This window comes from Tautonia sociabilis (assembly GCF_003977685.1).
Lineage (GTDB): Bacteria > Planctomycetota > Planctomycetia > Isosphaerales > Isosphaeraceae > Tautonia > Tautonia sociabilis.
On the sequence record NZ_RYZH01000069.1, the window covers coordinates 1 to 18,393 of the forward strand.

An 18,393-nucleotide genomic window follows, 5' to 3' on the forward strand; every position below is an offset into this window, starting at 1 on the left:
GGCGGTCGGCGCGACGGAGCGTTGTCAGGCGGGGGAGGCTGCGGATACAACGGAATCGAGGCGGGGTCGTCCGGGCGCCCCGACGGGATCGCCCGAGGGGGCCGCGATCGGGGTGGGAGGCGAGGGCTCGATGGACGCGCACAACCTGAAGTCGCTGCTGGAGGCCGTCCGATCGGGGGCCATGAGCCCGGACGAGGCCGAACGGCAGATCCGGTGGCCGTCCCCGTTCGAGAAGGTCGGCGAGTACGCCACGATCGACCACCACCGCCGCCTGCGCTGCGGCTTCCCCGAGGTCGTCTTCGGCCTGAACAAGACGGCCGAGCACATCGAGGGGATCCTCCGGGTCATGAAGCGGCAGGGGGAGGGGTGCCTGGTGACCCGGGTCGATCCCGAGGCGGCCGAGCACCTGAAGCGGGCCTTCCCGGAGGGGGAGCACAACCCCGTCGGCCGCACCTTTCGCATCCGACGCGAGGGCCCCGAGCCAGAGAAGCTGGGGGTGGTGCGGATCGTCACGGCGGGAACCAGCGACTTACCCGTGGCCGAGGAGGCCCGGGCCACCGCCGAGGCGTGGAACTGCGACGTCGCCCTGGTCGCCGACGTGGGGGTGGCGGGCATCCATCGGCTCTTTGGCCGGCTGGACGAGCTGCGCGGGGCCGACGTGCTGGTGGCCGTGGCCGGGATGGAGGCGGCCTTGCCGAGCGTGCTCGGCGGGCTGACGGATTGCCCGATCGTCGGGGTGCCGACGAGTGTGGGATACGGGGCGCACTTCAACGGGCTGGCGTCGCTGCTGGGGATGCTCAACAGTTGCTCGTCGAACGTGGTGACGGTCAACATTGACGCCGGGTTCAACGGCGGCCACGTCGCCGCCCTGATCGCCCGACGGGCCGGGCTTGCCCGGCTGGGACGACCCCCCTCGGCGGGGATCGGCCTGGACCCGACGCCGAACAACGGGTCGGGGGCGATCGAGGACCAGCGCAGGAGCCTGAGATGAGCGTCGACGTCGAACGGATCTCGGCGGTCCCGAGCCTGGGGAAGCGGCCGGCCGACTCGCACAAGGGGATGTTCGGCCACGTCCTGGTGCTGGCCGGCGGGAGGGGGATGGCCGGGGCGGCGGGCCTGGTCGGGGCCTCGGCCTTGCGGTCGGGGGCGGGGCTGGTGCGGGTGGCCTCTCCGAGCGAGGTGGCGCCGGTCGTCGCCACGTTCGAGCCGAGCTACATGACCTACCCGCTTCCTCAGGACGGCGACGGTCTGATCGACTTCCCGGCCTCGGCCCCGGCGCTCAATCGGCTGATCGACCAGGCCGACGTGCTGGCCGTGGGGCCGGGGCTCGGGCAGTCCAGCGGCCTGGCGCAGATGGTCCGTTGGATCGTGCAGGAGGTGGGGGTCCCGGCCGTCCTCGACGCCGACGCGCTGAACAATCTCGCCGAGGCGCCGGGACTGCTCGCGACGGCCTCCCGACCGATCGTCGTCACCCCTCATCCGGGAGAGTTCTCCCGGCTGACCGGGGATTCGATCGCTCAGATTCAGGCCGACCGGGAGGGGAAGGCGGTGGCCTTCGCCCGGAGGTCGAAGAACCTGGTGGTCGTCCTCAAGGGGACCGGCACGGTGGTGACCGACGGCCGCCGCCTGTTCGTGAATCCCACGGGCAACCCCGGGATGGCGACGGGAGGGGCGGGGGACGTGTTGACGGGGGTCATCGCCGCGCTGATGGGCCAGGGGATGCCGGCGTTCGAGGCGGCGGTGCTCGGCGTGCACGCCCACGGGCTGGCCGGAGACATCGCCCGACAGCACAGCGGCGAGGTCGGGCTGATCGCCGGGGACATCGTGGACGGCCTGGCGGACGCCTTCGAGGCGCTCGGGGCGCTGGGATGAGCCCCGGTCCCGGCGTTCATCCAGAACAACCGGCACCTTCCCCCGAATCGATCCAATCGGCCGACCCGGACGGGTTGACCTGTCCCGTTTCGGCCTTCGGCCGTATACTTTTCTGGAAGCCCGGGCCGGCTGGACTGGCGACGTCCCAAGTGCCGATGAGTCATCATCCCGTCGACAGTTCTTCCTCATCTCTCGGGCCGATACCTTCCAGAGGAGGTCGGGGTGTCTTCGAGCGATAATCAGAACTCGCCGCCGTGGACCTACCGGATGGACATCACCCCGACGGGACAGGCTCTTCCCTATCCGGCGAACAGCGACCCGGTGGCGCTGCTCAACCTGATGATCAACCTGCAGTCCCAGACGATCGAACTGCAGCGGCAGACGCTCGAAGCCCAGCGGCAGCAGCTCGAACTGATCAAGGAGACGACCCAGGCCGCCCGTGAGCAGCGCGCCCGGCAGGTGGCCGACCTGGAGCGCTGGCAGACCAGCCACTCGGATGTGCTCGATGTGTGTAAGGACTCCCTCGGGAAGCTGGAGCAGGTCCACGCCTCCCTGCTGCGGGACCTGGCCGACTACATCGCCGAGTACCACGAGAACCTCGTGGACGGCGACTTCGCCCTCTCCGAGTTCGTCGACCGCTTCGGGCCCCGGCTGGCTCATTTGAACACGATGCTGGCCGTCCTCCGCCCGCTGGCCGCCGCTCAGAAGAAGCCGAACACCTGATCGCCCGGGAGACGATCCGGTCCGGTCCGTCGGGGGAGGCCCCTCGGCTCGGGTCGTCCGGGGCCATCCCGCGGGGCCGGAACCGTGCGACGCCGGGCGCGATGGCTGCCGATCGCCGGCCTGCTCCTGCTCGCCGTCTCGGCGGGGGGATGGTGGGCCTGGGGCCGGCGAGCTGGCCCCGAGGGGGATCCCCTGGCGATCGCCCGGGCGTCCTACGATCTCGGCGACTATGAAGGCGCCGCGGAGCAGGCACGAGGCCGGCTGCGATCGCATCGCGACGACCCCGACGCAATTCGGATCCTGGCCCGGACCTATGCGAGACGGGGGGACGCGGCTTCGGCCCGCCGGCTGTTCGACCGACTCGATCGGCAGGCGTTCGAGGCCGAGGATCTCTTCCTGATCGGCACGCTCCTCCGGCGCGAGGGGAGGCTCGAGGACGCCTGGACGGCCTTCGAGATGGCCGAGGATTTCGACCCGGCGCACGCGGAGACGCTCGTCGAGTTCGGACTCGGCGCGCTGGAGGCCGGGGAGTTCGAGCGGGCGGTCTCGTACGCGAGGAGGCTCGGCGGGCAGGAGGGGTGGGAGGCGGTCGCCGGGGCGATCGAGGGCCGGGCTCGGCTCGAGCTGCTCGACCCCGAGTCGGCCGCCGAGGCGCTCGGCAGGTCGCTCCGGATCGCCCCCGATCAGGCCCGGGGACCGTTCCCGGCCTCCTCGTCTCGGCTCCTGCGGGCGAGGGCCCTGCTGGCCTCGGGGAGGGGCGATCTGGCCGGGGAAGTGCTGGCGACGCTCGAACCGGACGACCCGGAGGCGAGCTGGCTGCGATCCCGGGCGGCCTTGCAGCGGGGGGAACTCGGGCTCGCTGCCTCGGAGCGGGAGCGGGCTCGGTTGCTGGGATGGGCCGACGACCCGATGCGGGCCGAGCCGTCGCCATTCGTGGGATCGGATCGCTGTGTCGAGTGCCACGGCGCCATCGCTCGGGAGCAGCGGGAGAGCCACCACGCGCGGACGTTCCACGCCGCGCCGGACCTCGGCTCCCTGCCCGAGTCCGAGGGGGCGATCCCCGATCCGGAGGCTTCCGAAGTCGTCCACCGGATCCGTCGGGCCGGGGATCGGGTGCGGGTCGAGACGGAGGCTCGGGGCGATCGGTTCGAGGCGGAGATCCGGTTCCTGCTGGGCTCGGGGACGAGAGGGCTGACGCCGGTGGGGGTGGACGCCTCCGGCCGGTTTGTGGAGCTTCGCCTCTCGCACTACGGGACGGAGGAGGGCTGGGGGCTGACGACGGGGCACCCGGCGATTCCGGAGGGGGCCGCCGGCTCCCTGGGGCTGCCGCTATCCGATCGGGATCTGCGGGCCTGTTTGAATTGTCATACGACGAATCATCGGGAGGCGAAGGCCCGGCTCGGGCCGACGGTGGCCGACGGCGCGATCGGCTGCGAGCGCTGCCACGGGCCGGGGGGGAATCATCTGATCGCGGTCGATCGCGGGTTTCCCGACCCGGCGATCGCCCGGCCGAGGCTGGCCTCGGCGGCGCAGGTGGTCGGGCTCTGCGGCGACTGCCACCGGCCGCCGGGGGGGAGGACGTTGCCGGAGTCCGGCCATCCCTCGGCCGTCCGGTTCCAGGCGACGACGTTCGCGAGGAGCGCCTGCTTCCTCGAGTCTCCCGCCGAGGCGAAGTTTGATTGCGTCCGGTGTCACGACCCGCACCGGAACGCCGACCCGGGCCCGGCGCGCTACGAGGCGGTCTGCCTCTCCTGCCACTCCGGAGGCCCGGAACCGTCGCTGAGTTCGGCGTGCCCGGTGGACCCTCGGCGGGGCTGCATCGACTGCCACATGCCCCGGCGGCCGAGCGTGATGCGGAACACCCGATTCACGGACCATCATATCCGCATTCAGGAGGAATTCGGGGCGATCTCGGCCGATCGCCCCGAGCGGGAGGACTGAGGAGCGGGTCGTCGGGTCAATCGGGCGAGGGGCCTTCGGCCTTGTTGACGAGCATCCGGGGGGAGGACTTGGGGGAGGTGAAGGCCCCCTGGAGGATGTCGTCCTCGGTGAAGCGGGCCATGAGGATCTCTCGATCGCGCACGCGCGAGTAGTCGTAGATGATGAGGATCGAGCCGTCGTCGGCCTGGACGCCGTCGGGGTAGGAGACGCCGGTGCGGTCGTCGAGGAGCAGGCCGCCGGACCAGGAGCGGCCGTCGTCGTCGGAGAGATAGGCGGTGAGGTGGGAGCGGCCGGTCTGCTGGTCGAGGGGCCCGTGCTTCACAAGCAGCAGGTTCCCGGAGGCGAGGCGGCGGAGGAAGAACCGGGCCGAAGGGTGGGCGATGCTGGTGGGGGCCAGTTCGGTCCAGGATCGGCCGCGGTCGGTCGAGGAGCTCTCGCCGATCCCGTACCGGGTGCGGGCGAGCATCCAGAGCGAGCCGTCCCGGCGCTCGACGATCAGGTGCTCGTCGAAGGCGCGATCCTCCCTGGGGACGTTGCAGCCTCCCCGGACCTGCCAGGTCTCCCCGGCGTCGGTGGAGACGACGATGCGGGCGCTGTGGTCGGTCTCTCTCCAGGTGGAGGCGGGCAGGCACCACTCGCCGGAGGAGAGCACGGTGGGCTTGCCCATCATGACGCCGTCGGTGAGCCGCCGGGGAGGGGACCACGAGGGGTGCTCGGCGTCGGGATCGTCGGTGACGATCGCCCAGACGCCTCCCACGGAGGCCGAGTGGCCGATGGTCTGGGCCCAGAAGGCCCAGAGGCGGCCGTCGGGGTCGAGCCAGAGCTGGGGGTCGAAGGCGCGGACCGGGCCGTCGCCGTCGGGGTCGATGACGACGCGCTCCCCGGACCAGGAGCGGCCGTCGTCGCCGCTGGTCGCGAGGATGACGTAGTTATTCTGGTCCTCTCCGGGGGTCGGGCCGCCGTACCAGGTGGCCCAGAGCCGCCCTCCGGGGCTTCGGGCGAGGCTGGGGATGCCCTGGAACCGCCGGGTCGAGCCGGCGTACTCGGGGCCGGGGTCGGTCAGGACCCGGGGAGGGCGGAGGGAGGCGGGCCGGCGATTGGCGGGGATCCAGTCGGGGACCGACCCGTCTTCGGTCAGCTCCCCCTCCAGCAGCCAGGAGAGGTTGAACCGGGCGACCTTCCCGCCGACGTACTGGGCCTGCTCGTCGCCGAACTCGTACTGGAGATAGATCCAGCCTTCGCTCGGGGTTCCGGGTCGGCCGGCGGCGAGGGAGGAGTAGGCGCTCGGGCCCTCGTGGACGAGCCGCTTGACGGGCCAGGTTCGGCCGCGGTCGAAGCTGGCCCAGACGGTCAGGCGAATGCGCTCGTGGCCGATGTGGTCGGCGTTGCTGTAGAGGAGGATGTCTCGGCCCTCGACCGGCAGGCGGACGAACCCGCTCATCATGCCGAAGTGAGCGTTGTAATTGGCTCCCCGGCGCTGCTCGCCGCGGTAGCTGGGGCCGTCGGGGACGAAGGAGAGGAAGGGATCGCGCCAGGAGGCGCCGCCGTCGACGCTGCGGGCGAAGGCGCGCTCGGGGCGGAAGGGTTCGTCCTCGGGGAAGAAGCTGCGGCGGGCGCTATACAGCAGGGAGCCGTCGGACCGCTCGAGCAGGGCGCCTTCGCCGGTGCCTCGGAGGGGGAACGGGGAGGAGGCCCGCCAGGTGAGGCCGCCGTCGTCGCTGAAAATGGCGGTGGCGTAGCGGTCGGGGCTGGTTCGATAGACGCGGGCGGGACGGATGAGCCGGCCGGCGAACGGCCCCCGGGTGAGGGTCAGGCCGTGCTCGCACATGTGGAGCGAGGGGAGGAAGCCGTTGGCGTCGTCGAGGAAGGTGGCCTCGGCCTCGGCCCAGGTCTCCCCGGCGTCCTGGCTGCGGTAGACGGTGCGCGGGGCGGGCTCGCCGTCTCGGGGAGGATGCTCGGGGTGGACGAACAGGAGGAGGTCGCCGCTGCGCTCGTCGACCAGGGCGCCGCCGCCGTGGATGCCGTCGGCGACAGGGATCTCGGGGCCCCAGGATTGACCGCCGTCGGTGCTGCGTCGGACTCGGATCCGACGGCTCCCCCAGGTCGCCACGACGGTGCCATCCCGGGTGACGAGGACGTTGGGGAAGCGCTCGTCGTCGAAGAGGGGCTGCACCTCGAAGGCGGGTTCTTCGATCGCGAGGGCCAGGGGACCGTCAGGAGCAAGGTCCTCTGCCGGGAGCCGAGGAGGGCAGGTCAGACTGGCCAGCATCCCAAGGAAGAGAGCGGAGGAACGCATCAGGGGGCTCCGGAAGCGGGCCATGGATTCTCGGATTCCGGGTCGTGATTCCCTGGCTGGGCGGTCGATTGGGAACGATCGAGGGGGGAGGTCGGAGCCGCCGAGGACCGAGTCCGTGGAGGTCGAGGTCACTCCTGGCCCGAGGCGACGGGGGGATCGTTCTCGATCTGGTCGAGGGCCTCGATCGGGATCTTCAGGACCTCGACCGACTGCTTCCCCCCGGAGAAGGCCACGAGCAGGTGGCCGCCGTGTTCGAGGACGTGGGGGTAGTCGACGTGTCGGCCGCTGGCCAGGACGCCGAGGCGGGTGAAGACGAGGCCGTCGTCGCTGACGGCGAGGGTCAGGGGGTCTCGTTTCGCCGGGTTGGCGTTCGAGACGAGCACGAATCGGCCGTCGTCGAGCCGGAGGCCGTGGAGCTTCGAGGTCGCGTCGGGGAAGTTCGTGCGGACTGGGGCGGACCAGGAGCGGCCCCGGTCGGTCGAGAACGAGCGGTAGAGGAACCCGCTGCGGCGATTGTCCCGGAACAGCGCCACCAGGTTGCCGTCGGGCAGGGTCCACCAGATCGGCTCCTCGGCCGACAGCGAGGAGCTGGATCCCAGCACGGGGACGGATTCCCAGCGATCGATCCGGTCGACGCCACCAATGAGGAATTGAACACCGACCGTCTTGTAGTCGTGCGTCCGACGGGACATCATCCACTCCCTCGTCGGGAGCCGTTCGGGGGGAAAGTTGTTGATGGCGTTTTGGGAGACAATGCCGACGTGCTCCCAGCGCCGATCGTCGGGAGACCAGCGGAAGGCGTGCAAGGCCAGGCTCGGGCCGAAGAAGCCGGCGGCCTCGTCGAGCGAGGCGAGGGCCAGGAGGCTCCCGTCCCGGGGCCAGAAGCCTCGGGCGATCCATCGAAGGCCGAGCTGGCTCCGGGAGCCGTAATGGGGCGAATCCGGGCCGGAGCCGGGAGGGAAGGGGGTGAGGTCGGCCGGCTCGCTCCAGGAGAGCCCGTCGGGGCTGGTCGCGAAGCGGACCCGCTGGCCGACGCGGTCCTCGACGCCGGGCCCGTCGCTCCACATGATCCAGTAGCGGTCGTCGAAACGAACAAGATAATTGTGCTGGTTCACGCCGTCTCGGTCGCGGACGTCGCTCACGACGACATGCCTCCCCGGCACCCGGGGGAGCCCGGCGAAGTCGATTCGGCGGGGGTCGTCCGGCACCCACTCGCCGGCCAGCATCAGGGGGGAGCCGGGGTTCTCCGAGGGATGGGGGCGGCCGGACCCGGGATCGTCCTGGCCGATCGCAAGGCCGATCAGGAGGGGGGAGGCCCAGGGGATCGCGGTCGAGATCGGCATGATGGCAGGACGGTGCTGGGATCGCTGGGGAGGCAAGAGGAACCGATCGGGGAGGTCGGCCCCCCGGGGAGGATGATGGTACAGCGGCCCTCGGCGGGATGCCACCGGCGAGGAACCCCTCTGGTCTGGGGGGCTTCCATCGAGGATCGTCGCATCAGCGAGGACCCAGGAGTTCCGGGCGTCCTCCGAGGAGGGGACGAAGGGGCCTCGAACGCGGGGGCGAGATTCAATAAAATTTGAGCGTGGGGACGAGCCGCGCCCGGCCCGCGATCCGGTCGGGCGGCGGATCGGCCCGGCCCGCATCGCGACCCGGGGGGACCTCGATCGTGCGCACCGGGAACGAATCGAAGACGGGAACAACGCGACGGAACGCCCGCCTGGCGGCGATCGTCCTGGGGCTCTGCTGCGGCGGAGCCGTGTCGGTGCCGGGGCCAATCGCCCGGGGGGAGGGGCCTGGGGATCGGGTCGACTTCGGGAGGGAGATTCGGCCGATCCTCTCGGATGCATGCTTCCACTGCCACGGCCCGGACTCGGAAACGCGCAAGGCGGGACTGCGGCTCGACCTGCCGGAGGGGGTCTTCGGCGAGACGGCCTCGGGCGCCGTGCCGATCGTGCCCGGCGACCTGGACGCGAGCGAGCTTTACTGGCGGATCACCACCGACGACGAGTTCTCGAAGATGCCGCCGCCGGACTCGGGCCGGTCCCTGGACCCGGGGCAGATCGATCGGCTCTCCCGGTGGATCGAACAGGGGGCCGAGTGGACGCAGCACTGGTCCTTCGTCCCGATCGGAGAGGTGCCCATACCCGAGGTCGAGGACGAGAACTGGCCGGCCAATCCGATCGACCGCTTTGTCCTGGCCCGCCTGGAAGCGGAGGGGCTTCGGCCGTCTCCGGAGGCCGACCGCGAGCGCCTGATCCGACGAGTCACCCTGGACCTGACCGGCCTGCCCCCGACGGTGGCGGAGATCGACGCCTTCCTGGCCGACGACCGGCCGGGAGCCTACGAACGGCTGGTCGACCGCCTGCTGGCCTCCCCCCGCTTCGGCGAGCATCGCGCGATCGGCTGGCTCGACCTGGCGCGGTACGCCGACACCTACGGCTACCAGGCCGACGTCTACCGGGCCGTCTGGCCCTGGCGAGACTGGGTCGTGCGGGCGATCAACCAGAACATGCCCTACGACGACTTCATCACCTGGCAGCTCGCCGGGGACCTGCTCCCCGACGCCGGCCGGGAGCAGATCCTCGCCACCACGTTCAACCGGCTGCACCGGATGACCAACGAGGGAGGGAGCATCGAGGAGGAGTTCCGGGTCGAGTACGTCGCCGACCGCACGGACACCTTCGGCACCGCCGTTCTCGGCCTGACGCTCGGCTGCGCCCGCTGCCACGATCATAAGTATGACCCGATCAGCCAGAAGAACTATTACGAACTGGCGAGCTTCTTCGACAACATCGACGAGTCGGGGCTCTATTCCCACTTCACGGACGCGATCCCCACGCCGACGCTGATGCTCTACGAGGGGGACCAGGAACGTCGCGTCCAGGAGCTGGAGGGGAGGATCCGCGAGGCCGAGGCCGACCTCGCCTCCTTCACCGAGGGGCGTCGGGCCGCCTTCGAGGAGTGGCTGGCCGGAGGAGGCCGGGAGCCGGTCCTGGTCGGCCAGATCGGAGCCTTTTCGCTCGACGAGGCCGAAGGGGAGACGGTCGCCAACCAGGCCAACCCCGAGGCGCCGGGCAAGCTCGTCGAGGGGCCGGAGGCGGTCGAGGGGAAGCTCGGCGGCGGCCTCCGGCTCGACGGCGAGGATAGCCTCGTGCTGCCCATGGGGAACTTCACCCGGGACGAGCCGTTCTCGGTTGCCCTCTGGGCCAGGACGCCCGACGTCAAGGACCGAGCCGTCATCTTCCACCGCTCCCGGGCCTGGACCGACGCCGGCAGCCGGGGCTATCAACTGCTGATCGAGGAGGGGCGCCTGAGCGTCTCGCTCGTGCACTTCTGGCCGGGGAACGCCATCGGCATCCGGGCGATTGATCCCATGCCGATCGACGAATGGGTTCACGTGGCCGTCACCTACGACGGGTCGAGCCGGGCGGACGGGATCACCCTGTACGTGAACGGCGAGCCCGCCTCCTGCGAGACGGTGCGGGATGGCCTGGCCAAGAACATCACCGGAGGAGGCGGGGACGAGCTGACCTTCGGCCAGCGGTTCCGCGACCGGGGCTTCAAGGGCGGAATGATCGACGAGATCCACGTCTTCGAGCGGGAGCTGACGGGGATCGAGGTCGCCCACCTGGCCGACGGCAACGCGCTGATCGCGGCGCTGGCGACTCCTCCCGATCAGCTCTCGGAGTCGGATCGCGAGCGGCTGTTTTCCTACTTCCTGGCCAATTGCGACGAGGCGTACCGCGATCGGCTGGAGGCGCTAGAGGCGCTGCGAAAGGAGCGGAGCGCGCTGGTCGACTCGATCCCCGAGATCATGGTAATGCGGGAGATGGCCGAGCCGAGGCCAACCTTCCTGCTGGAGCGGGGGGCGTACGACGCGAGGGGGGAGCAGGTCGAGTCGGCCACTCCGGAGAGCCTGCCCCCCTTCCCGGCGGGGGCGCCGAGGAACCGCCTCGGGCTGGCCCGATGGCTGACCGACCCGGGCCATCCCCTGACGGCCCGAGTGGCGGTCAACCGCTTCTGGGCGGCGCTGTTCGGCCGGGGCCTGGTCGCCACGCCGGAGGACTTCGGCAACCAGGGCAGGGCGCCGACCCACCCGGAGCTGCTCGACTGGCTGTCCCGGTCGTTCATCGAGTCGGGCTGGGACGTGAAGCGGCTCTTCAAGCAGATCGTCATGTCATCGACCTACCGGCAGGATTCCGCCGCGACCTCGGAGCTTCGGGAGATCGACCCGGAGAACCTGCTGCTGGCCCGGGGGCCAAGCCATCGCCTGCGGGCGGAGACGATCCGAGACACGGCGCTGGCGGCGTCGGGGCTGCTGGTCGAGCGGATCGGCGGGCCTCCGGTCAAGCCGTACCAGCCGCCGGGGATCTGGGAGGAAAACTCGGGGCAAACCTACGAGCGCGACCGGGGCGAGGGGAGCCGCCGGCGCAGCCTGTACACCTACTGGAAGCGGACGGCGCCGCCGCCGTCGATGATTACCCTGGACGCCTCGGCCCGAGAGGTCTGCACGGTCGATCGGCCGATCACCGCGACCCCGCTCCAGGCGTTGCTGCTGCTGAACGACCCGCAGTACGTCGAGGCGGCTCGGGTCCTCGCCTCCCGGGCCTTCCACGAGGACGAGACGCTGGAGGGGAGGATCGCCTTCGCGTTCCGGTCGCTCACCGGGAGGGCGCCGTCGCCCGGGGAGGCGGACGTCCTGGCCGAGCTGTACCGCGAGCAACTCGACGAGTTCCGCTCGGGCCGGGCCGACGCGGAGGCCTTCCTGGCGATCGGCGACGAGCCAAGGGATCCGGAGATCGACCCGGCCGAGCAGGCGAGCTTCGCGGTGCTGGCGCAGGCGCTGTTCAATCACGATGAGTGCCAGATGAAGAGGTGAGCCGATGCGAGCCGAATCGATCGGATCGGATGATCCCCGGGACCGGCTCCGCCGGCGCGAGTTCCTCTGCCAGGCCGGGCTGGGGGTCGGCACCGCCGCGCTGGCCTCGCTGCTGGCCGGCGAGGAGGCCCGCGGTGCCGACCGGAACGGGACCGGCCTGCCGGGAGTGCCGCACTTCGCGCCGAAGGCGACGCGCATGATCTCGCTCTTCATGAGCGGAGGCCCGTCGCAACTGGAGACGTTCGACTACAAGCCGATGCTGGTGGAGCACACCGGCGAGGAGCTCCCGGACTCGGTCCGGAAGGGGCAGCGGCTCACGGGGATGTCGGCCAACCAGGCGACCCTCCCCATGGCCGGATCGATCTTCAAGTTCGCCCGGCACGGCGAGTCGGGGGCCTGGGTCAGCGAGCTCCTGCCGCACACGGCCGGGATCGCCGACGAGCTTTGCATCGTCAAGTCGCTGTATACCGAGGCGATCAACCACGACCCGGCGATCACCTTCCTCCAGACCGGCGCCCAGATTGCCGGCCGGCCGTCGATCGGGGCCTGGCTGAGCTACGGCCTCGGATCGGAGAACGAGGACCTACCCGCCTTCTGCGTGCTGATCACCAAGGGGAAGGGCGGTCAGCCGCTCTACTCCCGGCTCTGGGGGAGCGGGTTCCTGCCGTCGACGCACCAGGGGATCCTCTTCCGATCGGGCAGCGACCCGGTGCTCTACCTGCGGAACCCGGAGGGCATCAGCGACTCGAGCCGACGGAAGATGCTCGATCGGCTCCGGGAGCTGCACGAGCTTCGCGTCGAGGAGACGCTCGACCCGGCGCTCGACGCCCGGATCTCCCAGTACGAGATGGCCTATCGGATGCAATCCTCCGTGCCCGAGGTGGCCGACCTCTCGGACGAACCGGAGTCCACCTTCGACCTCTACGGCCCCGACGCCCGCACGCCCGGCACCTTCGCGGCCAACTGCCTGCTCGCCCGCCGGCTGGCCGAGCGCGGGGTGCGCTTCATCCAGCTCTTCCACCAGGGCTGGGACCACCATGGCGGCCTCCCCGGCGGCATGCGGACCCAGTGCCGGGAGACGGACCAGGCCAGCGCCGCCCTGGTCATCGACCTGAAGCGCCGAGGCCTGCTCGACGACACGCTCGTCGTCTGGGGGGGGGAGTTCGGCCGCACGAACTACAGCCAGGGGAAGCTCACCGCGACCGACTACGGGAGGGATCACCACCCCCGTTGTTTCACCGTCTGGATGGCTGGAGGCGGCGTCCGTCGGGGGATCTCCTACGGCGAGACCGACGAGTTCGGCTACAACGTGGCCGAGAACCCGGTCCACGTCCACGACCTGCACGCGACGATCCTGCACCTGCTGGGGATCGACCACCAGCGGCTGACGTTCAAGTATCAAGGGCGCTCCTTCCGGCTGACCGACGTGCACGGTCGGGTCATCGACGACCTCATCGCATCGTAGCGCGCCGATGTCATCGCGGGGCGGCGGGCGACGGCCGTTCGCCGCGGACCAGGGGCCGATCCTGTTGTCTCGAGGGATGGTGGACGATGCGTCGACTCGGAATCCTTGCGGTCGAGCCCCTCCGGCCTGCCGAGCTCCGGCTTCGGAAGGGCCGATTCGCCGGAGCGGAGCCGGTCGCGCAAGATCACGACAGGTTTAAGGATCGAGCATGTGGGGCCATCAAACCCGCGTTGAGGTCAGGGGTGATTGGATCGGAAGTGGGTGGCCTGTCGAGCACACTCGGAGTGATTCCGCACCCTGCGCGGCCCTTCTCTCCCCTTCGGCTCAGGATGGGAATTGGGAAATTGGCCTGGGGTTGAGTCGGCCTCCCGGGGCGTGATACACTCGATTCCTTCCCCTCCGGGGGAGCAGATCCACCGTCGATACCGATCAAGACCCAAGCGCAGTACCCAGGGGAGGGCTCATGGCTAGCCGCCGTCGAGGAAAGGGCCGTCGGAAGGTCGGTCGGAAGAAGCGCCGCATGCGCAGCAAGATCCGACACCGCAAGAAGTAATCCCGGTCGGGACGGCCCCCCTCGGCCCGGATCCCCGAGTCGGCTCGGCCCGGTCCCCCCGCCTCGCCCAGATTCCGAGTGCTCGATTGCGATCGCAGCCCCGACGATGACGGTCGGGGCCGTTTTCCCCCGGCGCCGGTTCGTGCCGAGGGGCCGGTTCGCCCGCCGATTGTTCTGAGGCGATCCGGGGAGATGGTATGAATAGGGAGGGCCCCGCGGCGAACATCTTCGCGGCGAGGGCCGGCCTCCCCCCCGCACCAACGTGCCGCGAGGGGGGCGGGCGGCCCGGGTCTGACCGAGGAGCATACCGATGGCATCGATCGATCGGCGCGACCAGTCCGGTCGCGGCGCCGGCGGTCCGCCCCGCTTCGGGGCGGGCCTGATCGTCGGCGTGGCGGCCGTCGCCCTGGTGGGCGGCTGGCTGCTGTATGGGGCCTGCCGCATCGAGGTGGGGAAGGGGAAGCAGGCGGTCCTGATCCGCAAGGTCGGCCGCGACCTGGAGCCGGGAATGGAGATCGCCCGGGCCTGGTCCGAGGAGCTCGGCTACACCAAGGGGGTGCAACCCGAGGTGCTGACCGAGGGCCGCTACTTCTACAACCCCTTCTTCTGGGACTGGGAGATCTCCGACCAGTTCGAGGTCCCCGAGGGGAAGTGCGCCGTGATGATCTCTCTCGTCGGCGACGAGCTGGAGGAGGGCCAAGTGCTCGCCGAGGAGGGATTCAAGGGGATCCGCCCCGGGGTGATCGAGGCCGGCGCCCGGGTGGCGTACAACCCGTATGCGACCGAGTTCATCGTGTACGACCCGGTCGACGTGCCGACCGGGTCGCGGGGGGTCGTCACGCTGCTGGCCGGGGCCGAGCCGAAGGACCCGAATGTCGTGCTCGTGGATGAGGGGGAACGGGGGGTCCAGCGCTCGACCCTGCCGCCGGGCAAGTACTTCATCAACCCGTTCGAGCAGCGGATCAGCGTCGTCGATTGCCGGACCCGGATCTTCGGGCTCAACGACGACGCGGACATCACCTTTTTGTCGGCCGACGGCTTCAATATCTCGCTCGATGGCGCCGTCACCTTCCGGATCAACGAGGATCGGGCCGCCGAGGTGTTCGTCCTCTACAACGAGGACGCCAACGGCGACGCGATCGACGAGGAAATCATCGCCAAGATCATCACGCCGTATGCCCGGTCGATCTGCCGGGTCAACGGCTCGAAGCTCGACGCGGTACAGTTCATCTCCGGCGACGACCGCGAGATCTTCCAGCAGAACCTGCAAAAGACGCTGTCGGATCGCTGCGACGAGCAGGGGATCGACATCCTGCAGGTGGCCGTGACCTCGGCGTCGGCCCCGGAGGAGATCCGGGCGCCGGTGCGGGCTCGGGAGGTCGCCAAGCAGCAGCTCGACCAGTTCCTCCAGGAGAAGATCCAGCAGGAGTCTCAGGCCGAGCTGCGGGTCAAGAATCTGCTGGCTGAGCAGAAGGCGAAGCTGATCGAAGCCGAGCAGCAGGTGATCGAGCAGAAGACCAAGGCGATGCAGGATCAGCAGGTCGCCGTCCTCAATGGCGAGCAGCGGCTGGCCGTGGCCGAGACGCAACTGGAGGCGGCCCGGAGCCGGGCGGCGGCGCTGCTCGCGGAGGCCCAGGCCGAGGCGGACGTCATCCGGTTCCAGAACGAGGCGGACCTGGCCGGCTTGGCGCTTCGGGTGTCGGCCTTCGGCGGCGATGGGGGCTCGCTGGCGCGCAATGTTCTGCTCGGCAAGGTGGCCCCGGCCTTCCGGTCGATCCTGACGAACTCCGACGGGCCGATGATGGACCTCTTCGGCCAGTTCATTTCCGACCCTTCGGGCCCGCCCCCGGCGCCATCACCAGCGCCATCGTCGGCGCCGGGCCCAATGGCCGGCGATGAGTCCACCGATCCGGACACGATCCCCGTCGACCCGTTCCAAACCGCGGAGGCGCACCGATGAACCCTCGCACCGTCCGGCTCGCGATCGGGGCCGCCGCGCTGCTGTCAGCCGTGTCTCTCGGCGGCTATCTGTTTGCCTGGAAGTGGGTCGTCTGCCGAGTGGAGGTCGCCCCGGGTGAGAGCCTGCTGCTGACCTACCGCGGCCCGTTCCCGCCGATCCGGAGCGTGCCGACCGCCCCGAAGGGGACCCTGGTGCAGCGGGACGACCGTGGCCGGCCCCAGCAGGTCGGCATCCTGGAGGAGATGCTTGGCCCCGGCCGCCATTTCATCAACCCGCTGGAGTACAAGTACGAGCGGATCGCGGACACGATCATCAAACCCGGCGAGATCGGCGTTCTCACCGCCAAGTTCGGCGAGCAACTGCCGCAGGGGCAGTACCTGGCCGATCGCGAAGGGCAACGCGGCATTCAGCGGAAGGTGCTCACCACGGGCCGCTACCGGATCAACTCGTATGCGTATGACGTCGAGGTGCGGCCCGTCTCCGCCTGCGTGAAGACCAACGGCGGCGTGCGGCACCAGCCGGGAGACGCCCTGCTGATCCCGGCCGGCTACGTCGGCGTGGTCACCAACCGCTCCGACGACCCGCGCACCGGGGCCAAGCGAGGCACGCAGGACGACGTCCTGCAGCCGGGCATCTACTACCTGAACCCCTACGCCACCCAGGTGGACATCCTGAGCATCGGCTACAACGAGACGACGCTCTCGGTCGAGGCCGAGCTTGGTCCCGACGGCCAGCCGAAGTACCAGGAGGTGAAGGCGGTCGGCGTCGGAGAGCCGGCGCCGCTGTCCCGGGACCCGGTTTACCGCAAGGATCGGGGAATCTGGTTCCTCTCCAGGGACGGCTTCGACATCTTCCTCGACTTCACCACCATTTGGGGCATCCTGCCCGACCAGGCCGCCGACGTCATCCGGCGCTTCGGCAAAGCGAGCGAGCAGGAGCAGAACGTGCTGAAGGTGGTCGAGGAACAGGTGGTGCTGCCGGACATTGGCTCGATCGCCCGGATCAACGGCTCTCGCCACGGGGCGGTCGACCTGCTGATCGGCGACAGCCGGGAGGCGTTCCAGACCGACACCTCGGAGGATCTGGAGGCCCGGCTCAAGGAGAAGAACCTGACGCTGCTGTTCGGCCTGACCCGGCATATCTACGTCCCGGCCGAGGTTCGGGAGCCGATCCAGCGGTCGAAGATCGCCATGGAGGTGAAGCTGACCAACGACCAGAAGCAGCTCACCGCCGAGGCCGAGGGAGACCTGATGGAGGCCAAAGCCAAGGTCGTGCTGGAGGAGCGCCGGGTGGCCGCCGAGACGGAGAAGCTCTTCGCCGAGGCCCTGGCCGAAGGCGAGAAGCAGGCCAAGCAGATCGAGGCCGAAACCGAGCGGCTGGTGGCCGAGCTCGATGCCCAGACCGCCGCGATCCAGGCGCAGATCACCACCACGATCGGCGAGGCCGAGGCCAAGAAGGTCGAGCTGACCAACGCCGCCCAGGCCGACCGGTATCGGCGGTACGTCGAGACGCTCGGCGGTCCCGACGCCTACAACCGCTACCTCTTCGCCGAGAACCTGCCCGACGATCTTCGCCTGGGTGTCTTCTACGCCGGCCCCGGCACCTTCTGGACCGACCTTCGAGGCGTCGAGCAGGTGCTGCTCGGCAAGCTCGCCTCCGACTCCATCTCCCCGGGCTCTCCCCCCCCGGCGACCTCGACCCCACCGCCCACCGTGCCTCAGCCGGCCTCGGTGCGGACCCCGGGGCGTCGTTGACCGGCAAGGGGCCCTCCTCCGGACGGCGGAGGAGGGCCCCGCTCGCTCCTGGGTCGGCGGCGATGCTGCAAAATCGCAACACGAGAAAAACCGTGTCGCGACGTCAATCGGATCTCGGTTCCAGAGGTGTGGGCCGGCTGTTGCTAGCACCCCGGCCTACCCGCAATCGCGAAGGGCGGCCGTTGCTAGCACCCCGCCCGCAGGTGATCCGACTCGAACGACGCGCCCTCCGGTGGATCGGGATGATCCACCGGAGGTTGCGTCGTGCGCCGATCAAGGCTGGGCGGGCGGATCGGGGTCGGCTCGCTCGGAGGACGGGAACGACTGATCGCTTGATTGATTAATTGATTGGTCGATTGGTCGATCGCGCCGAACTCGAATTCCGACCGGGACGCGGGACGGGTGGCCGGGCCCGGGAGTCCGGGATTGGCCATCCTCGCGATGCGGAGCCGGAGAGGAGGCGACCCCAGCCCCACCAGGTGCGTCGCTTCGACCGGAGTTGATCAGCCCTGCTCGATTCCTGGCGCGAGGGCGGGCAAGGGCCGGGATCAGAGCGGCTTGAGCAGGACGCGGCGGAACTCGATGCGGTCGCCTTCGGCCTCGAGGCCGACGTGGCCGGTGGGGACTTGGCAGGAGTTCCACTCGACCGAGACGGCGCCGTTGACCCAGAGGACCATGCGGCTGTCCGCGAAGGTGATCTCGAAGGTGTTCCACTCGCCGGCGGGCCGGACGCGCTGTTCGGTCAGTTGGTCTCGGGTGTTGACTCGGGCGAGTTCTCCGTCGACGAGGGTTTCGCCGAAGAGAGAGCCGCCGGAGGCGTCTCCGGTCTGGGCCTGGTGCCAGATGCGGCCGTCGTCGGAGTTGCGGGCATTGACGCCGGAGTTGTAGCGGGTCGGTCGGTCGGAGACGGGGACGAAACGCCACTCGACGTGGTAGATGCCGTTGCG

The 18,393-nt window shown here is 70.0% G+C and carries 11 protein-coding genes; 8 read left to right on the forward strand and 3 right to left on the reverse strand.

Features of this window, described 5'->3' with window-relative positions:
• Positions 1–130 precede the first annotated feature (130 nt).
• The 4 genes from larB (at position 131) to TsocGM_RS23230 (ending at position 4,536) form a co-directional block, all read left to right on the forward strand.
• Positions 131–991: a nickel pincer cofactor biosynthesis protein LarB gene (gene larB / locus TsocGM_RS23215; protein WP_126727851.1), complete on the forward strand. Its 861-nt coding sequence runs from the start codon at positions 131–133 to the stop codon at positions 989–991.
• Positions 988–1,872: an NAD(P)H-hydrate dehydratase gene (locus TsocGM_RS23220; protein WP_126727852.1), complete on the forward strand. Its 885-nt coding sequence runs from the start codon at positions 988–990 to the stop codon at positions 1,870–1,872. The genes larB and TsocGM_RS23220 overlap by 4 nt, the downstream gene beginning before the upstream one ends.
• Positions 1,873–2,094: 222 nt before the next feature.
• Positions 2,095–2,595: a hypothetical protein gene (locus TsocGM_RS23225; RefSeq protein ID WP_233579133.1), complete on the forward strand. Its 501-nt coding sequence runs from the start codon at positions 2,095–2,097 to the stop codon at positions 2,593–2,595.
• Between the two features lie 84 nt (positions 2,596–2,679).
• Positions 2,680–4,536, forward strand: a complete 1,857-nt coding sequence (locus TsocGM_RS23230; protein ID WP_126727853.1) for a tetratricopeptide repeat protein — start codon at positions 2,680–2,682, stop codon at positions 4,534–4,536.
• A 16-nt stretch (positions 4,537–4,552) separates the two neighbouring features.
• Here TsocGM_RS23230 and TsocGM_RS23235 read toward each other — a convergent pair whose 3' ends face one another.
• Together TsocGM_RS23235 and TsocGM_RS23240 are read right to left on the reverse strand one after the other, a co-directional pair.
• Positions 4,553–6,832: an exo-alpha-sialidase gene (locus TsocGM_RS23235; RefSeq protein ID WP_158633724.1), complete on the reverse strand. Its 2,280-nt coding sequence runs from the start codon at positions 6,830–6,832 to the stop codon at positions 4,553–4,555.
• 128 nt (positions 6,833–6,960) lie between these two features.
• The gene (locus tag TsocGM_RS23240) at positions 6,961–8,280 is read right to left on the reverse strand and encodes an exo-alpha-sialidase (protein WP_199756880.1); all 1,320 of its coding nucleotides are present in this window, start codon (positions 8,278–8,280) and stop codon (positions 6,961–6,963) included.
• Between the two features lie 221 nt (positions 8,281–8,501).
• On the opposite strand from TsocGM_RS23240, the gene TsocGM_RS23245 reads away from it, so the two are divergent.
• From TsocGM_RS23245 to TsocGM_RS23260, 4 genes are all read left to right on the forward strand, one after another.
• Positions 8,502–11,714 (forward strand): DUF1553 domain-containing protein, encoded by a 3,213-nt coding sequence (locus TsocGM_RS23245; protein WP_233579135.1) that lies wholly within the window; start codon positions 8,502–8,504, stop codon positions 11,712–11,714.
• Between the two features lie 4 nt (positions 11,715–11,718).
• Positions 11,719–13,179, forward strand: a complete 1,461-nt coding sequence (locus TsocGM_RS23250; protein ID WP_126727855.1) for a DUF1501 domain-containing protein — start codon at positions 11,719–11,721, stop codon at positions 13,177–13,179.
• A gap of 863 nt (positions 13,180–14,042) precedes the next feature.
• Positions 14,043–15,692: an SPFH domain-containing protein gene (locus tag TsocGM_RS23255; protein WP_126727856.1), complete on the forward strand. Its 1,650-nt coding sequence runs from the start codon at positions 14,043–14,045 to the stop codon at positions 15,690–15,692.
• On the forward strand, positions 15,689–17,446 hold the full coding sequence (locus TsocGM_RS23260) for an SPFH domain-containing protein (RefSeq protein WP_126727857.1): 1,758 nt from the start codon (positions 15,689–15,691) through the stop codon (positions 17,444–17,446). The genes TsocGM_RS23255 and TsocGM_RS23260 overlap by 4 nt, the downstream gene beginning before the upstream one ends.
• A 548-nt stretch (positions 17,447–17,994) precedes the next feature.
• Here the strand turns inward: TsocGM_RS23260 and TsocGM_RS27375 are convergent.
• Positions 17,995–18,384 carry a 3-keto-disaccharide hydrolase gene (locus TsocGM_RS27375; protein ID WP_233579137.1) on the reverse strand — a complete coding sequence of 130 codons (390 nt, stop codon included), beginning with the start codon at positions 18,382–18,384 and terminating at the stop codon, positions 17,995–17,997.
• Positions 18,385–18,393: the final 9 nt, after the last annotated feature.

Bases quoted from the DNA above. Each gene is read 5' to 3' on its own strand.
- larB (WP_126727851.1), top strand. From the start codon at position 131: ATGGACGCGCACAACCTGAAGTCGCTGCTGGAGGCCGTCCGATCGGGG.
- TsocGM_RS23220 (WP_126727852.1), top strand. From the start codon at position 988: ATGAGCGTCGACGTCGAACGGATCTCGGCGGTCCCGAGCCTGGGGAAG.
- TsocGM_RS23235 (WP_158633724.1), bottom strand. From the start codon at position 6,832: ATGCGTTCCTCCGCTCTCTTCCTTGGGATGCTGGCCAGTCTGACCTGC.
- TsocGM_RS23250 (WP_126727855.1), top strand. From the start codon at position 11,719: ATGCGAGCCGAATCGATCGGATCGGATGATCCCCGGGACCGGCTCCGC.
- TsocGM_RS23255 (WP_126727856.1), top strand. From the start codon at position 14,043: ATGGCATCGATCGATCGGCGCGACCAGTCCGGTCGCGGCGCCGGCGGT.
- TsocGM_RS23260 (WP_126727857.1), top strand. From the start codon at position 15,689: ATGAACCCTCGCACCGTCCGGCTCGCGATCGGGGCCGCCGCGCTGCTG.